At 72.2% G+C, this 12,433-nt stretch carries 17 protein-coding genes and 2 tRNA genes; all 19 read left to right on the forward strand.

Annotated elements, in window-relative coordinates:
* The first annotated feature begins 23 nt into the window (after positions 1-23).
* The 19 genes from ACYQ0U_RS01070 to ACYQ0U_RS01160 all read left to right on the forward strand — a co-directional run bounded on the left by ACYQ0U_RS01070 (position 24) and on the right by ACYQ0U_RS01160 (position 12,420).
* Positions 24-857 (forward strand): biotin--[acetyl-CoA-carboxylase] ligase, encoded by an 834-nt coding sequence (locus ACYQ0U_RS01070; protein WP_459968491.1) that lies wholly within the window; start codon positions 24-26, stop codon positions 855-857.
* Positions 858-869: 12 nt separating this feature from the next.
* The gene (locus ACYQ0U_RS01075) at positions 870-1,373 is read left to right on the forward strand and encodes a PH domain-containing protein (protein ID WP_459968493.1); all 504 of its coding nucleotides are present in this window, start codon (positions 870-872) and stop codon (positions 1,371-1,373) included.
* Entirely contained in the window at positions 1,360-2,355 is a 996-nt protein-coding gene (locus ACYQ0U_RS01080) for an adenylate/guanylate cyclase domain-containing protein (RefSeq protein WP_459968495.1), read from the forward strand. The genes ACYQ0U_RS01075 and ACYQ0U_RS01080 overlap by 14 nt, the downstream gene beginning before the upstream one ends.
* 73 nt (positions 2,356-2,428) lie before the next feature.
* Entirely contained in the window at positions 2,429-2,740 is a 312-nt protein-coding gene (locus tag ACYQ0U_RS01085; RefSeq protein WP_459968497.1) for a winged helix-turn-helix domain-containing protein, read from the forward strand.
* A gap of 3 nt (positions 2,741-2,743) precedes the next feature.
* Positions 2,744-3,892, forward strand: a complete 1,149-nt coding sequence (locus ACYQ0U_RS01090; protein WP_459968845.1) for a 5-(carboxyamino)imidazole ribonucleotide synthase — start codon at positions 2,744-2,746, stop codon at positions 3,890-3,892.
* Between the two features lie 22 nt (positions 3,893-3,914).
* Positions 3,915-4,439 carry a 5-(carboxyamino)imidazole ribonucleotide mutase gene (gene purE / locus ACYQ0U_RS01095; protein WP_459968499.1) on the forward strand — a complete coding sequence of 175 codons (525 nt, stop codon included), beginning with the start codon at positions 3,915-3,917 and terminating at the stop codon, positions 4,437-4,439.
* Positions 4,440-4,461: 22 nt separating this feature from the next.
* On the forward strand, positions 4,462-4,608 hold the full coding sequence (locus ACYQ0U_RS01100) for a hypothetical protein (protein WP_459968501.1): 147 nt from the start codon (positions 4,462-4,464) through the stop codon (positions 4,606-4,608).
* A gap of 96 nt (positions 4,609-4,704) precedes the next feature.
* Complete coding sequence (locus ACYQ0U_RS01105; RefSeq protein ID WP_459968503.1) at positions 4,705-5,580, forward strand: alpha/beta hydrolase; 876 nt, start codon at positions 4,705-4,707, stop codon at positions 5,578-5,580.
* Positions 5,581-5,600: 20 nt separating this feature from the next.
* On the forward strand, positions 5,601-6,110 hold the full coding sequence (locus ACYQ0U_RS01110; protein WP_459968505.1) for a ribose-5-phosphate isomerase: 510 nt from the start codon (positions 5,601-5,603) through the stop codon (positions 6,108-6,110).
* On the forward strand, positions 6,103-6,969 hold the full coding sequence (locus ACYQ0U_RS01115; protein ID WP_459968507.1) for an Fpg/Nei family DNA glycosylase: 867 nt from the start codon (positions 6,103-6,105) through the stop codon (positions 6,967-6,969). Before ACYQ0U_RS01110 ends, ACYQ0U_RS01115 begins: the two co-directional genes overlap by 8 nt.
* Before the next feature lie 42 nt (positions 6,970-7,011).
* Entirely contained in the window at positions 7,012-8,079 is a 1,068-nt protein-coding gene (locus tag ACYQ0U_RS01120) for a PP2C family protein-serine/threonine phosphatase (protein WP_459968509.1), read from the forward strand.
* Positions 8,080-8,151: 72 nt separating this feature from the next.
* Positions 8,152-8,225: transfer RNA gene (locus ACYQ0U_RS01125), tRNA-Gly, on the forward strand.
* A 25-nt stretch (positions 8,226-8,250) separates the two neighbouring features.
* A tRNA-Pro gene (locus ACYQ0U_RS01130) sits at positions 8,251-8,323 on the forward strand.
* Between the two features lie 39 nt (positions 8,324-8,362).
* Complete coding sequence (gene tig, locus ACYQ0U_RS01135; protein ID WP_459968512.1) at positions 8,363-9,796, forward strand: trigger factor; 1,434 nt, start codon at positions 8,363-8,365, stop codon at positions 9,794-9,796.
* Positions 9,797-9,852: 56 nt separating this feature from the next.
* Positions 9,853-10,119, forward strand: coding sequence for a hypothetical protein (locus tag ACYQ0U_RS01140; RefSeq protein WP_459968514.1), 267 nt, complete (start codon positions 9,853-9,855; stop codon positions 10,117-10,119).
* A 27-nt stretch (positions 10,120-10,146) separates the two neighbouring features.
* The gene (locus ACYQ0U_RS01145; protein WP_459968517.1) at positions 10,147-10,668 is read left to right on the forward strand and encodes a hypothetical protein; all 522 of its coding nucleotides are present in this window, start codon (positions 10,147-10,149) and stop codon (positions 10,666-10,668) included.
* A complete protein-coding gene (locus ACYQ0U_RS01150) occupies positions 10,652-11,167 on the forward strand; it encodes an SRPBCC family protein (protein ID WP_459968519.1) in 516 nt (171 codons plus the stop codon). Before ACYQ0U_RS01145 ends, ACYQ0U_RS01150 begins: the two co-directional genes overlap by 17 nt.
* A gap of 52 nt (positions 11,168-11,219) precedes the next feature.
* Positions 11,220-11,807, forward strand: coding sequence for an ATP-dependent Clp protease proteolytic subunit (locus tag ACYQ0U_RS01155; protein WP_459968848.1), 588 nt, complete (start codon positions 11,220-11,222; stop codon positions 11,805-11,807).
* Position 11,808: 1 nt separating this feature from the next.
* Entirely contained in the window at positions 11,809-12,420 is a 612-nt protein-coding gene (locus ACYQ0U_RS01160; RefSeq protein ID WP_459968521.1) for an ATP-dependent Clp protease proteolytic subunit, read from the forward strand.
* The last annotated feature ends 13 nt before the right edge of the window (positions 12,421-12,433 follow it).

The raw sequence follows: 12,433 nt of genomic DNA on the forward strand, positions 1-12,433 counted from the left end.
GACCGTGGGCCAATCTAGTGCCCGTGACCGCCGACGCGATGAGACGCCCCTCACTCCGCTCCGAGGCACTCGCGGCCCTCGCGCCCGACCTCGTGGTCGAGGTGCACGAGACCGCGACGTCGACCAACGCCGTCGCCGCCGAGCGCGCCCGGGCCGGCGCGCCCGACGGCCTCGTGGTCGTCGCCGAGCACCAGACCGCCGGTCGCGGCCGGCTGGACCGGACCTGGGAGACGCCGCCGCGGGCCGCCGCGATCTTCTCGGTCGTGCTGCGGCCGACGGTGCCCGCCGCCGACTGGCCGTGGCTGCCGCTGCTCACCGGGCACACCGTCGCCAAGGCCCTGCGCGCCCAGGGGTACGCCGCCGGCGTGAAGTGGCCCAACGACGTCCTCATCGCTCGTGCAACAGGTGAGAGCCGCAAGGTGGCCGGCATCCTGCTCGAGCGGTTGGAGACGCCCGACGGGCCGGCCGCGATCATCGGTGTCGGCCTCAACGTCTCGCTCACCGCGGACGAGCTGCCGGTGCCGACCGCCACCTCGCTGGCCCTGGAGTCGGGGGCCGAGCCCGACCGGACCGCGGTCCTCGTCGACCTGCTGCGCTCGCTGCGCGAGGCCGTCGACGCCTGGCAGGCCGGCGGCTCCGACGCCGTCCGCCACCTCCGCGCGTCGTACGCCGCCGGCTGCGTCACCGTCGGCCGCGACGTGCGCGTCGAGCTGCCGGGGGGCGGCACGCTGGTGGGCCGGGCGACGGGTGTCGACCCCTCGGGCCGGCTGGTCGTGCTCGGGTCCGGTGGGGAGACTCCGGTCGGTGCCGGTGACGTCGTGCACGTGCGCGCGGTCACACCCGACGGCGAACAGTGACATGATCGGCCAGTGGCCATCTCGCGCAGGCTCCTCAACGAGGGTGAGCACGTCGTCATCGACACCCGCACGCACGTCAAGGCACTGATCCTCCCGCTGCTCGTCCTGGTGGTCCTGCTCGCGATCGGCACGTACGCGCAGGTCAACCTCGACTCGACGTACGCGATGTGGGCCATCTGGATCGTGCTCGGCGCCGGGATCGTGTGGTTCGTGCTCCGCCCGCTGATCGTCTGGGCGACCGCGACGTACACGTTCACCGACCGGCGGCTGATCACCCGGCACGGCGTGATCGTGCGTCGCGGCCACGACATGCCGCTCGCGCGGATCAGCGACATCGCCTACGAGTTCGGCCCGATCGACCGGCTGCTGGGCTGCGGCACGCTGGTCATCTCCGACGCGAGCACCCACGGCCAGATCAAGCTGCACGACATCCCACGCGTCGAGGAGGTCCAGCGGAAGGTGAACGAGCTGATCCAGCGCTCGCACGGCGCCGCGGCGGGACATGAGGGCACCTGACCCGTCGGACCAGCCGGCGGACCAGCCCGACCTCGAGCGGGCGATCCTCGGCCAGGTACCGGTCTTCAACGCGCCGGAGGTGGCCCAGGCCACCGGCGTGACCATCGACGAGGCACGTCGGCTCTGGCGCGCCCTGGGCTTCCCCGAGCACGGGCTGGAGACCGCGTTCACCGACGCCGACGCCGAGGCGCTCGAGACGCTGCTGGGCGTCGTCCGCAGCGGGCTGATCGACTTCGACATGGCCGTGAACCTGACCCGCGCGGTCGGCCAGACCATGGCCCGGCTCGCCGACTGGGAGGTCGCGACGCTGCTGCACCGCGTCGAGCAGCTCGCGGAGGACGACGAGAGCGGTGGCGGCCGGACCGGCTCGGCGATGTCGCTGATCGAGGACCTCCAGGAGCCGTTCGAGGACCTCCTCGTCTACGTCTGGCGCCGGCACCTCGCCGCCGCGGTCGCGCGGGTCGAGGCGCTGCGCGCGAACGAGGAGGACCTCAACACCGTCCAGCTGACCGTCGGGTTCGCCGACATCGTCAGCTTCACCGCGCTGTCCAACCGGCTCTCGGAGGAGCGGATCGGCGACCTCGTCGAGCTCTTCGAGTCGCGCTGCGCGGACGTGGTCGCGGCCCAGCGCGGGCGCGTCATCAAGAGCATCGGCGACTCGGTGCTGTTCGTGAACGACGATCCCGTCCGGGCCTACGACACCGCCGAGGGGATCATCAACGTGATCGGCCGCGACAGCCGGATGCCCGACGTCCGGGTCGGCCTGGCGAGCGGCTCGGTCGTGATGCGGCTCGGCGACGTCTTCGGCCCGCCGGTCAACCTCGCCTCGCGGCTGACCGCGGTGGCCCGCCGCAACCGCATCATCATCGACAGCGCGACGGCCGGGCTGCTGCCCGAGACGGAGTTCGAGACCCGGCCGCTGCCCGCGCGCCCGGTGCGGGGGTTCGGCATCGTCGAGCCGGTGTCCGTACGCCGCTCCTGAGGGACGTTTCCCGTCCGGATCACAGTTTCCGCGTTTGCGCCCGGTCACCCTTGGGGGTGCCTACGGTGGGCAGATGATCGCGGTGCAGGACGTACGGCTCGATCCCGCGAGTCGGCGCATGTGGCGGGGTGACCAGGAGATCGTCCTGTCCCGCAAGGAGTTCGAGCTCGTCCACGTCCTGATGCAGCGGGCCGGCACGATCGTCACGCGTGACGAGCTCATGCGCGACGTCTGGCACACGACGTTCTGGACCTCGTCCAAGACCATCGACGTCCACCTCGGCTGGGTCCGCCGCAAGCTCGGCGACGACAGCCGCTACCCGAGCCTGATCACCACCATCCGCGGGCAGGGGCTGCGGTTCGAGACGGAGTCCCGGACCTCGTAGAGTCTGCGTGTGCTCGCACCGACCCTGGCCGTGATCGGCGGAGGCCAGCTGGCCCGGATGATGGCCGAGCCGGCGGCCGCGATGGCGATCCCGCTCCGGCTGCTCGCCGAGGCCGAGGGCGTGTCCGCCGCCCAGGTGATCCCCGACCACGTCGTCGGCGACTACACCTCGCTCGAGACGCTGCGCGCGGTGACGTCCGGCTGCCGGGTCGTGACCTTCGACCACGAGCACGTGCCGACCGAGCACCTGCACGCGCTGGAGGACGACGGGATCGCGGTGCGTCCCGGGCCCGACGCGCTCGTCCACGCGCAGGACAAGGGCGTGATGCGCCGCCGGCTCGCCGAGCTCGGCGTGCGCTGCCCCCGCAACGCGATCGTGGCGTCGGTCGCCGACGTCGAGGAGTTCGGGTTCCCGTGCGTCCTCAAGACCACGCGCGGCGGGTACGACGGCAAGGGCGTGTGGTTCGTCCGCTCGGCCGAGGACTGCGGTCCGGCCTTCGACGCCGGCGTGGCGGTGCTCGCCGAGGAGCTCGTCGACTTCAAGCGCGAGCTCTCGGCGCTCGTCGCGCGCTCGCCCAGCGGCCAGGCGGCGGCGTACCCCGTGGTCGCCTCGACCCAGAAGGACGGCATCTGCTACGAGGTGATCGCCCCCGCGCCCGACCTGGCACCGGCGCTGGCGGGGGAGGCGCAGGAGATCGCGCTGCGGATCGCCGGGGAGCTGGGCGTGACCGGGGTGCTGGCCGTGGAGATGTTCGAGACCAACGACGGCCGGGTGCTCGTCAACGAGCTCGCGATGCGCCCGCACAACACCGGCCACTGGACCCAGGACGGCGCGGTCACCTCGCAGTTCGAGAATCACCTCCGTGCGGTGCTCGACCTGCCGCTCGGGTCGCCCGCCCCGCGGGCCCGGTGGTCGGTGATGGTGAACATCCTCGGGGGCCCGGACGAGTCGGTGGGCCGGCTCTACGACGGCTACCCGCACGCGCTCGCGCGCGACCCGTTCCTGCGCGTCCACCTCTACGGCAAGGACCTGCGGCCGGGCCGCAAGGTCGGCCACGTCAACGCCTACGGCGACGACCTCGACGACTGCCTCGAGCGAGCGCGGCACGCCGCCGCGTGGTTCCGTGGCGACCTGGGAAACGAGAGTGAGTAGGCAAAATGATCAGGTGGTTGCTGTGAGTGGTGCACGGGGCGCACGTGTCGGCATCGTGATGGGCTCCGACTCGGACTGGCCGGTGATGAAGGCCGCCGCCGAGGCGCTGGCCGAGTTCGGCATCGAGTACGAGGCGGACGTGAAGTCCGCGCACCGGATGCCGGACGAGATGCTCGAGTACGGCCGGTCGGCGGCCGGCCGGGGCCTCTCGGTGATCATCGCCGGGGCCGGTGGCGCCGCCCATCTGCCCGGGATGCTCGCCTCCGTGACGCCCCTCCCGGTCGTCGGCGTACCCGTGCCGCTGAAGTACCTCGACGGCATGGACTCCCTGCTCTCGATCGTCCAGATGCCCGCCGGCATCCCGGTCGCCACCGTCGCCGTCGGCGGTGCCCGCAACGCCGGCCTGCTCGCCGTGCGCATCCTCGCGGCCTCCGACCCGGCGCTGCAGGAGAAGCTGGTCGAGTTCCAGGCCGCGCTGCGCGACGCCGCCGCCGCCAAGGGGGAGGTCGTGCGCAACGACTCCGCCGGGCGGCGGGTCGGCTTCTGACGTCAGTGGGTACCGGGCTGACATGACCGACCAGCCGCACGAGCACGACCAGGACGCCGAGCCGCCGACCCCGGACGGCGAGGAGCCCGACGCCGAGCAGCTCCAGCCCGACTCGGAACCCGCCAGCCACCCCGACCCGAAGCCGGACGAGACGAACGTCGAGCCCTGACGCGCCCCGGCGGTGGGTGAGCCACCGAACGGCGGTCGAGAACGGTGGCTCACCCACCGCTCGCCCGTCCGGCGGCCGCCTCGCTAGCCTGCCCGCATGCTGTTCCCCGAGTCCCGTCGCGCGCTGGAGGCGTACGCCGACGACACCCCTGTCCACACCGAGGGCTACGACATCGCGGCCGCCCGCGAGGAGGCGCGGCGGGTGGCCGCCGAGGAGCCCCGCGAGGACGTCGGGGCGGTGGAGGACGTGGACGCCGACGGCGTACCCGCCCGTCTCTACACGCCCGCGGGCGCCCGGCCGGGTGTGGTCGTGCACGCGCACGGCGGCGGGTTCGTGTTCAACGACGTCGCCGTCCACGACGCGTCCGCGCGCCGGCTGGCCAACCGGACCGGCCGGCAGGTCCTGAGCGTCGAGTACCGGCTCCCGCCCGAGCACCGCTTCCCGGCCGCCATCGACGACGTCAGCACCGCCAGCGCCTGGGCCGAGCGCACCCTCGCCGGCCCGCTGTTCGCGCACGGCGACAGCGCGGGCGGCAACCTCGCGCTGGTGGCGGCGCTGCGGCACCCGGGCCGGTTCCGCGCGGTGGCGCTGGTCTACCCGTTCCTCGATCCGACCGCCGGCTTCGACTCCTACCGCACGGCCACCGACGGCCTCGACCCGCGCGAGGCCGCCTGGTACTGGGAGCAGTACGCCGCGACCGAGGCCGACCTCACGGACCCCGACCTCGCGCCGCTGCTCTCCGACCGCCTCGGCTCGCTGCCACCGACGCTGGTCGTCACCGCCGAGCACGACCCGCTGCGCGACGAGGGCGAGGAGCTCGCGCGGCGGCTGGCGGAGGCCGGCGTCGAGGTGACGGCGACCCGCTACCTCGGCCAGCTGCACGGCTTCTGGCGGCACCCGCGGGTCTTCCCGTCGGCCGAGCCGCTGATGCGACAGGTCGCCGGGTACCTGCAGATGCACTGCCGGGAGTAGGTACTGAGAGGATGAGCGCCATGCGCGTGCACCTCGGCTGTGACCATGCCGGACTCGACCTCAAGGACCACCTGACCCGCTGGCTCACCGAGCACGGCTACGAACCGGTCGACCACGGCCCGTTCCAGTACGACGCCCTCGACGACTACCCGGTCTTCTGCCTGCGCGCGGCCGAGGGCGTCGCGGCGGACCGCGCGCAGGGCCTCGACAGCCTCGGCGTCGTCATCGGCGGGTCGGGCAACGGCGAGCAGATGGCCGCGAACAAGGTGCTGGGCATCCGCGCCGCGCTGGTCTGGTCGGAGGACACCGCCCGGCTGGCCCGCGAGCACAACGACGCCAATGTCGTCTCGGTCGGCGGCCGCATGCACTCCCTCGAGGACATGACCCGCTTCGTCGAGGTCTTCCTGGCCGAGCCGTTCAGCGGCGACGAGCGGCACGTGCGCCGGATCGGGCAGCTGACGTCCTACGAGCAGACCCGCGAGCTCCCGCCGCTTCCGGCCTCCGCCGCCGGCTCCGGCAGCGATGCCTGAGGGTCACACCCTCCACCGGCTCGCGAACGCGCTCACCGCCACCTTCGGCGGCCGGGCGGTCCGCGCGCTGAGCCCCCAGGGCCGGTTCGCGGACGCGGCCAGGCTGGTCGACGGCCAGGTGCTCCTCGACGCCGAGGCGTGGGGCAAGCAGCTGTTCATCGCCTTCCCCGACGAGCGGTTCGTCCACGTCCACCTCGGGCTCTACGGCAGCTTCGACGTCCACGACGACGTCGACGTCATCCCGCCGCCGATCGGTCAGGTGCGGTTGCGGCTCACCGCAACCACCACTGGGACTGATGGGCACGACTCGACAGGTTCGTACGCCGACCTGCGGGGTGCGACCACGTGCGCGCTGGTGACCCGGGAGCAGCGCGACGCGGTCGTCGCCCGCTCGGGCCCGGACCCACTGCGCGACGACGCCGACCCGGACCGGGCGTGGCAGCGCATCCGCCGCAGCAGGTCGCCGATCGGCCAGCTGCTCATGGACCAGGCGGTGCTGGCCGGCGTCGGGAACGTCTACCGCGCCGAGGTGCTGTATCGGCACCGGATCGACCCGATGCGCCCCGGCAACACCCTCCGCGTCGGCCAGTGGCAGGCGATGTGGGACGACCTGGTGCAGCTGATGCGCGAGGGGGTGCGCACCGGCCGGATCGACACCGTGCGTCCCGAGCACACGCCCGAGGCCATGGGCCGCCCGCCGCGCCGGGACGACCACGGGGGAGAGGTCTACGTCTACCGGCGCACCGGCCAGCCCTGCCTGGTGTGCGGCTCGGCGGTCCGGACGACGGTGCTCTCGGGCCGGAACCTCTTCTGGTGCCCGCGGTGCCAGCGCGCGTTCCGCTCCCGAGCGGTCTCCTGACCACTACTCTCTCGATCACCACCAGCCGAAGGACCCGAACGCATGACGGCACGCGCACGCGACATCCGGCGGGCACTGCTGCGCGGCGTACCCCCGGCCCGGCGCACGCTGGTGTGGCTCGTGGGGCTCACGGTCGTGATCACCGCGACCGCCCTGATCTGGCCGCAGTACATCCCGCTGACGGCGCTTCTCGTGCCGCTGCTGCTCGGCAGCCTGCTGCTCAGCCCGCGCCACCTGCCGTGGTTCGTGGTCTTCCTCATGGTGGCGCTGATGCTCTGCATCGCCCGCCTGGTCGCGGTCAACGCGCGCACGGTCTTCGCCATCGGCGTGCTGTTCCTGCTCTGCTTCATCGTGCTGGTGACGTCGTTCCGGCGCACTCGGCTCGGCGTCGGCGGCGCGATGGGCGAGTCGATGCTCGTCGACCTGCGCGACCGGATCCTCAAGCAGGGCGGCGTGCCGGCGCTGCCCGAGGGCTGGCTGGTCGAGAGCGCGCTGCGCTCGGCGGGCGGGACGCCGTTCGCCGGCGACTTCGTCGTCTCCAGCCGCACCCGGGACGGCTCCCGGGTCGAGCTCGTCGTCGTCGACGTGTCCGGCAAGGGCGAGCAGGCCGGCACCCGCGCGCTGCTGCTCTCCGGGGCGTTCGGCGGCCTCCTCGGGGCACTCCCGCCATCGGAGTTCCTCCCGGCCGCCAACGACTACCTGCTCCGGCAGGACTGGGCGGAGGGCTTCGCCACCGCCGTCCACCTCTCCCTCGACGTGGCGAGCGGCGACTTCCAGGTCCGCACCGCCGGACACCCGCCCCCCGCGCAGCTCATCGCCGGCACCGGCCGCTGGACCGTGCACGAGTCCGAGGGGCCCGTGCTCGGCCTGATGGAGGACGCCGAGTTCACCGTCGTCCGCGGGCAGCTCCGGCCCGGCGACGCGCTGCTCCTCTACACCGACGGGATGGTCGAGACCCCGCGCCGGGACATCGGGCTCGGCATCGACCGGATGCTCGGCCAGGCCGAGCGGCTGCTGCGCGGCACCTTCGACGGGGGCGCCGACCGGCTCGTGGACGCGCTCGGCTCGGAGAACGACGACCGCGCGCTCGTGCTCGTCCACCGACGCTGATTCCGGGTGGTCACCCGCGGTGTGGCACGATGACACCCGCACTCGAGCGGCCGGGACGGCGATCGGGCGCGCGCGGATGTAGCTCAATGGTAGAGCCCCAGTCTTCCAAACTGGCTACGCGGGTTCGATTCCCGTCATCCGCTCCAAGGGCCCCGCAGTCGGGGGTCTTGGCGGGGCGTAGCGTAGTGGCTAGCGCGCCTGCTTTGGGAGCAGGAGATCGCAGGTTCGAGTCCTGTCGCCCCGACGCACCACCCCCTGTTGACCGAAAAGTAGGAGAAGACCTGTGAAGAGCGCCGTCGAGACCTTGAGCCCGACCCGGGCCAAGCTGACCGTCGAGGTGCCCTTCGAGGAGCTCAAGCCGAGCCTCGACGCGGCGTACAAGCAGATTGCCAAGCAGATCAACGTGCCGGGCTTCCGCCGCGGCAAGGTGCCGCCCGCCGTCATCGACCGTCAGGTCGGCCGCGGTGCCGTCCTCGACCAGGCGATCAACGAGGTCGTCCCGCAGAAGTACGTCCAGGCGCTCCAGGAGAACTCCCTCACGCCGCTGGCGCAGCCGGAGATCGAGGTCACCAAGTTCGAGGACAACTCGGCCCTCGAGTTCACCGCCGAGGTCGACGTCCGCCCGGAGATCGACCTCCCGTCGTACGACGGTGTCGAGGCCACCGTCGACGACGTCGAGCTCACCGACGCCGACGTCGAGGAGCAGGTCGAGGCGCTGCGCGAGCGGTTCGCCACCCTGATCGACGTCGAGCGGCCGGCCGCCGACGGCGACTTCGTCGTCATGGACCTCAAGGCCACCCGCGACGGCGAGGTCGTCGAGGGCGCCGAGGTCGCCGGCATGTCCTACCGCGTGGGTCGCGGCGGCATGCTCGACGGCCTCGACGAGGCGCTGACCGGCATGGCCGCCGGCGACGAGAAGACCTTCACCTCCCAGCTCGTCGGGGGCGACCTGGTCGGCGAGGACGTCGAGGTCCTGGTCTCGGTCAGCCAGGTCCAGGAGCAGGAGCTCCCCGACCTCGACGACGAGTTCGCCCAGATGGCGTCGGAGTTCGACACCGTCGAGGAGCTCACCGCCGACGTGCGCGAGCGCCTGGGCCGCGGCAAGCGCCTCGAGCAGGCCGCCGCCGCCCGCGACGCCGTCCTCGAGGCGATCCTCGACAAGATCGACGTGCCGCTGCCCGAGGTCATGGTGACCGACGAGCTCAACGCCCGCCGCCAGAACATCGAGCAGCAGCTCGCGTTCGCCGGCATCACCATGGAGAAGTACCTCGAGGACGAGGAGCAGACCCAGGAGGAGTTCGAGGCCGACCTCGAGCGCCGGGTCCGCGACGCCGTCGCCGCGCAGTTCATCCTGGACGAGATCGCCAAGCGCGAGGAGTTCGGGATCGACCAGCAGGAGCTCTCCGAGCACATGGTCCGCCGGGCCCAGCAGTCCGGCCAGGACCCGCAGGAGTTCGCGAACCACATGTTCGAGCACAACCACATCCCCGACCTCGTGCAGGAGATCCTGCGCGGCAAGGCGCTCGCCCGGATCGTGGAGTCCGCGGTCGTCACGGACGCCTCGGGCAACGTGGTCGAGCTGAAGAACCTGCGCCCCGACGGCACCATCGGTGAGCCCGAGGCCGAGGTGGCTGCCGAGGACGCAGCCGCCGAGGACGCAGCCGCCGAGGACGCAGCCGCCGAGCAGGGCGACTCCGAGGAGAAGTCCGAGGCCTGAATCCACCCGATAGCCGCTCAGTGCACATTTGTGTACTGAGCGGCTATCGTCGTCCCATGGGTACGAGCCCGGGTCCCACCTACCTGGACGCGCTCTCGCTGGTCTCCGAGGTCGCCGACCGGCCGCGGTTGGCGATCACGATGGCCGTGCGGGCCGACGGGCGGGACGTGCCGCTCGACGGCCTCGCCGGGGCGTTCCCGGCGGCGACCGGGGCTGGACGCCGGTCCTCCTGCGCGCGAACACGGGGCTCGGGCTGCGCGAGAACGGGGTCGCGCTGTCCGCGCTCGTCCAACGGCTGGTCGAGGCCTGGCCGGTGCCGGTGACCCGGCTCGCGCTGGGTCGGGCACTCGATGGGCGGGCTGATCGTCCGGGCCGCCGGGGCGGTCGCCCTCCCGGCTCACGGCGACGGCGTGGCGCCGTGGACCGACCTGGTCTCCGACGTGGTCACCCTGGGCACGCCACACCTCGGAGCGCCGATCGCGGCCGGGGTCGGCCACGGCAGCCGGGGGCTGTCCCGGCTGCGCGAGACCGCGGCGTTCGGGCGGATCCTCGACCGGCGCTCGGTCGGCGTGCACGACCTGGTCGCCGGGCTGGCCGAGGACGTGCCGCCGCTGCCGCACGCCCGCTACCGCCTGGTCGCGGCGACGCTGACGACTCGACCCCGGCACCCCGTCGGCCACCTGGTCGGGGACCTGCTCGTGCGGGTGCCGTCGGGGTACGGCGAGGGCCCGCTCGCTCGGAGGCTCTTCCCCGGCGCCACGAAGCTGCACGTCGGGCGCACCGACCACTTCGGCCTGCTCAACCACCCCGAGGTCCACGCGGCCCTGCGCGAGTGGCTCTGCGAGAGTGGCCCGCATGAGCGGACCAGCTGACCGGGAGCTCCGGGTCGAGGACGTGATCGAGGCGCCGCCGGAGCAGGTGTGGGCGCTGCTGACCGACTTCTCCCGGATGCCCGACTGGAGCCCCGAGCTGGTGCGGATGGTGCCGCTGAAGCCCGGCGGGCTGCGGGTGGGGCAGTGGTACCTCGGCGTCAACAGGCGCAAGGCCGTGGTCTGGCCCACCCGGTCCGTGGTGGCCGCGGTCGAGGCCGGGCGGCGGCTGGTGTGGGACACCCGGTCCAGCGGCGCGCAGTGGATCTGGGAGCTCGCGCCCGAGGGGGCCGACGGCGGGAGCACCCGGGTCGTGCACCGCCGTCCGGTGCCGGGGAGGCTCACCGGACTGAGCCACGTGTTCGCCGGCGCGTTCCTCGGTGGCGTGGCCGGCCACGCCGACGAGCTCGAGGCCGGGATGGCCCGGACCGTGGCCCGCCTGAAATCTGCTGTCGGCGAACAGCGGGGGATTGGCCGTGGAACTGTCGACCCTTCCGGCTAGGGTCGCTTCCGTGACCCAGAACTCCAGCCCTCAGCTGAACGGCGGCGCGGGGATGAACGTCCTCGACGACCACATCTACCAGCGGCTGCTGCGCGAGCGGATCGTCTTCCTCGGCTCCGAGGTGCGCGACCAGAACGCCAACGCGATCTGCGCCCAGCTGCTGCTGCTCTCGGCCGAGGACCCCGAAGCCGACATCTTCCTCCACATCAACAGCCCCGGTGGCTCCGTGGACGCGGGCATGGCGATCTACGACACCATGAACTACATCCCGAACGACGTCGCGACGGTCGGCATGGGCCTCGCCGCGTCGATGGGGCAGTTCCTGCTCTGCGCCGGCACGAAGGGCAAGCGCTACGCGCTGCCGCACGCGCGGATCATGATGCACCAGCCGTCGTCCGGCATGGGCGGCTCGGCCTCCGACATCAAGATCCAGGCCCAGCAGTCGCTGCACATCAAGAAGGTGCTGCTCGAGCTGATCGCCGAGCACACCGGCCAGTCGGTCGAGCAGGTCGAGCAGGACGCCGACCGCGACCGCTGGTTCACCGCCGACCAGGCCAAGGAGTACGGCCTCGTCGACCAGGTCATCAAGAGCGCCCGCGAGGCCGCCGACGACGGGCGTCCCGCCCACCAGAAGGACTGACATGAACTACTACATCCCGCAGTGGGAAGAGCGGACGTCCTACGGCTTCCGGCGCATCGACCCCTACGCCAAGCTGTTCGAGGACCGCATCATCTACCTCGGCACGCCGATCTCCGACGACGTCGCCAACGCCGTCATCGCGCAGCTCATGTGTTTGGAGTCGATGAACCCCGACCAGGACGTGCAGATCTACATCAACTCGCCCGGCGGCTCGTTCACCGCGCTGACGGCGATCTACGACACGATGAACTTCATCAAGCCCGACGTGCAGACCGTCTGCATCGGCCAGGCCGCCTCGGCGGCGGCGATCCTGCTGGGCGCCGGCACCACCGGCAAGCGGATGGCGCTGCCGAACAGCCGGATCCTCATCCACCAGCCCTACACCGAGGGCACCTTCGGCCAGACCTCGGACATCGAGATCCAGGCCAACGAGATCCTGCGCATGCGCGAGCTGCTCGAGAAGATGATCAGCGACCACAGCGGCCGCTCGATCGAGGAGGTCAGCCGCGACATCGAGCGCGACAAGATCCTGACCGCCGAGCAGGCGCTCGAGTACGGCCTCATCGACTCCGTGGTGGAGTCCCGCAAGGGCACCCCCGCTCTCGCCCGCTGACGCTCGCTCGCTG

This window comes from Nocardioides pyridinolyticus (assembly GCF_054653575.1).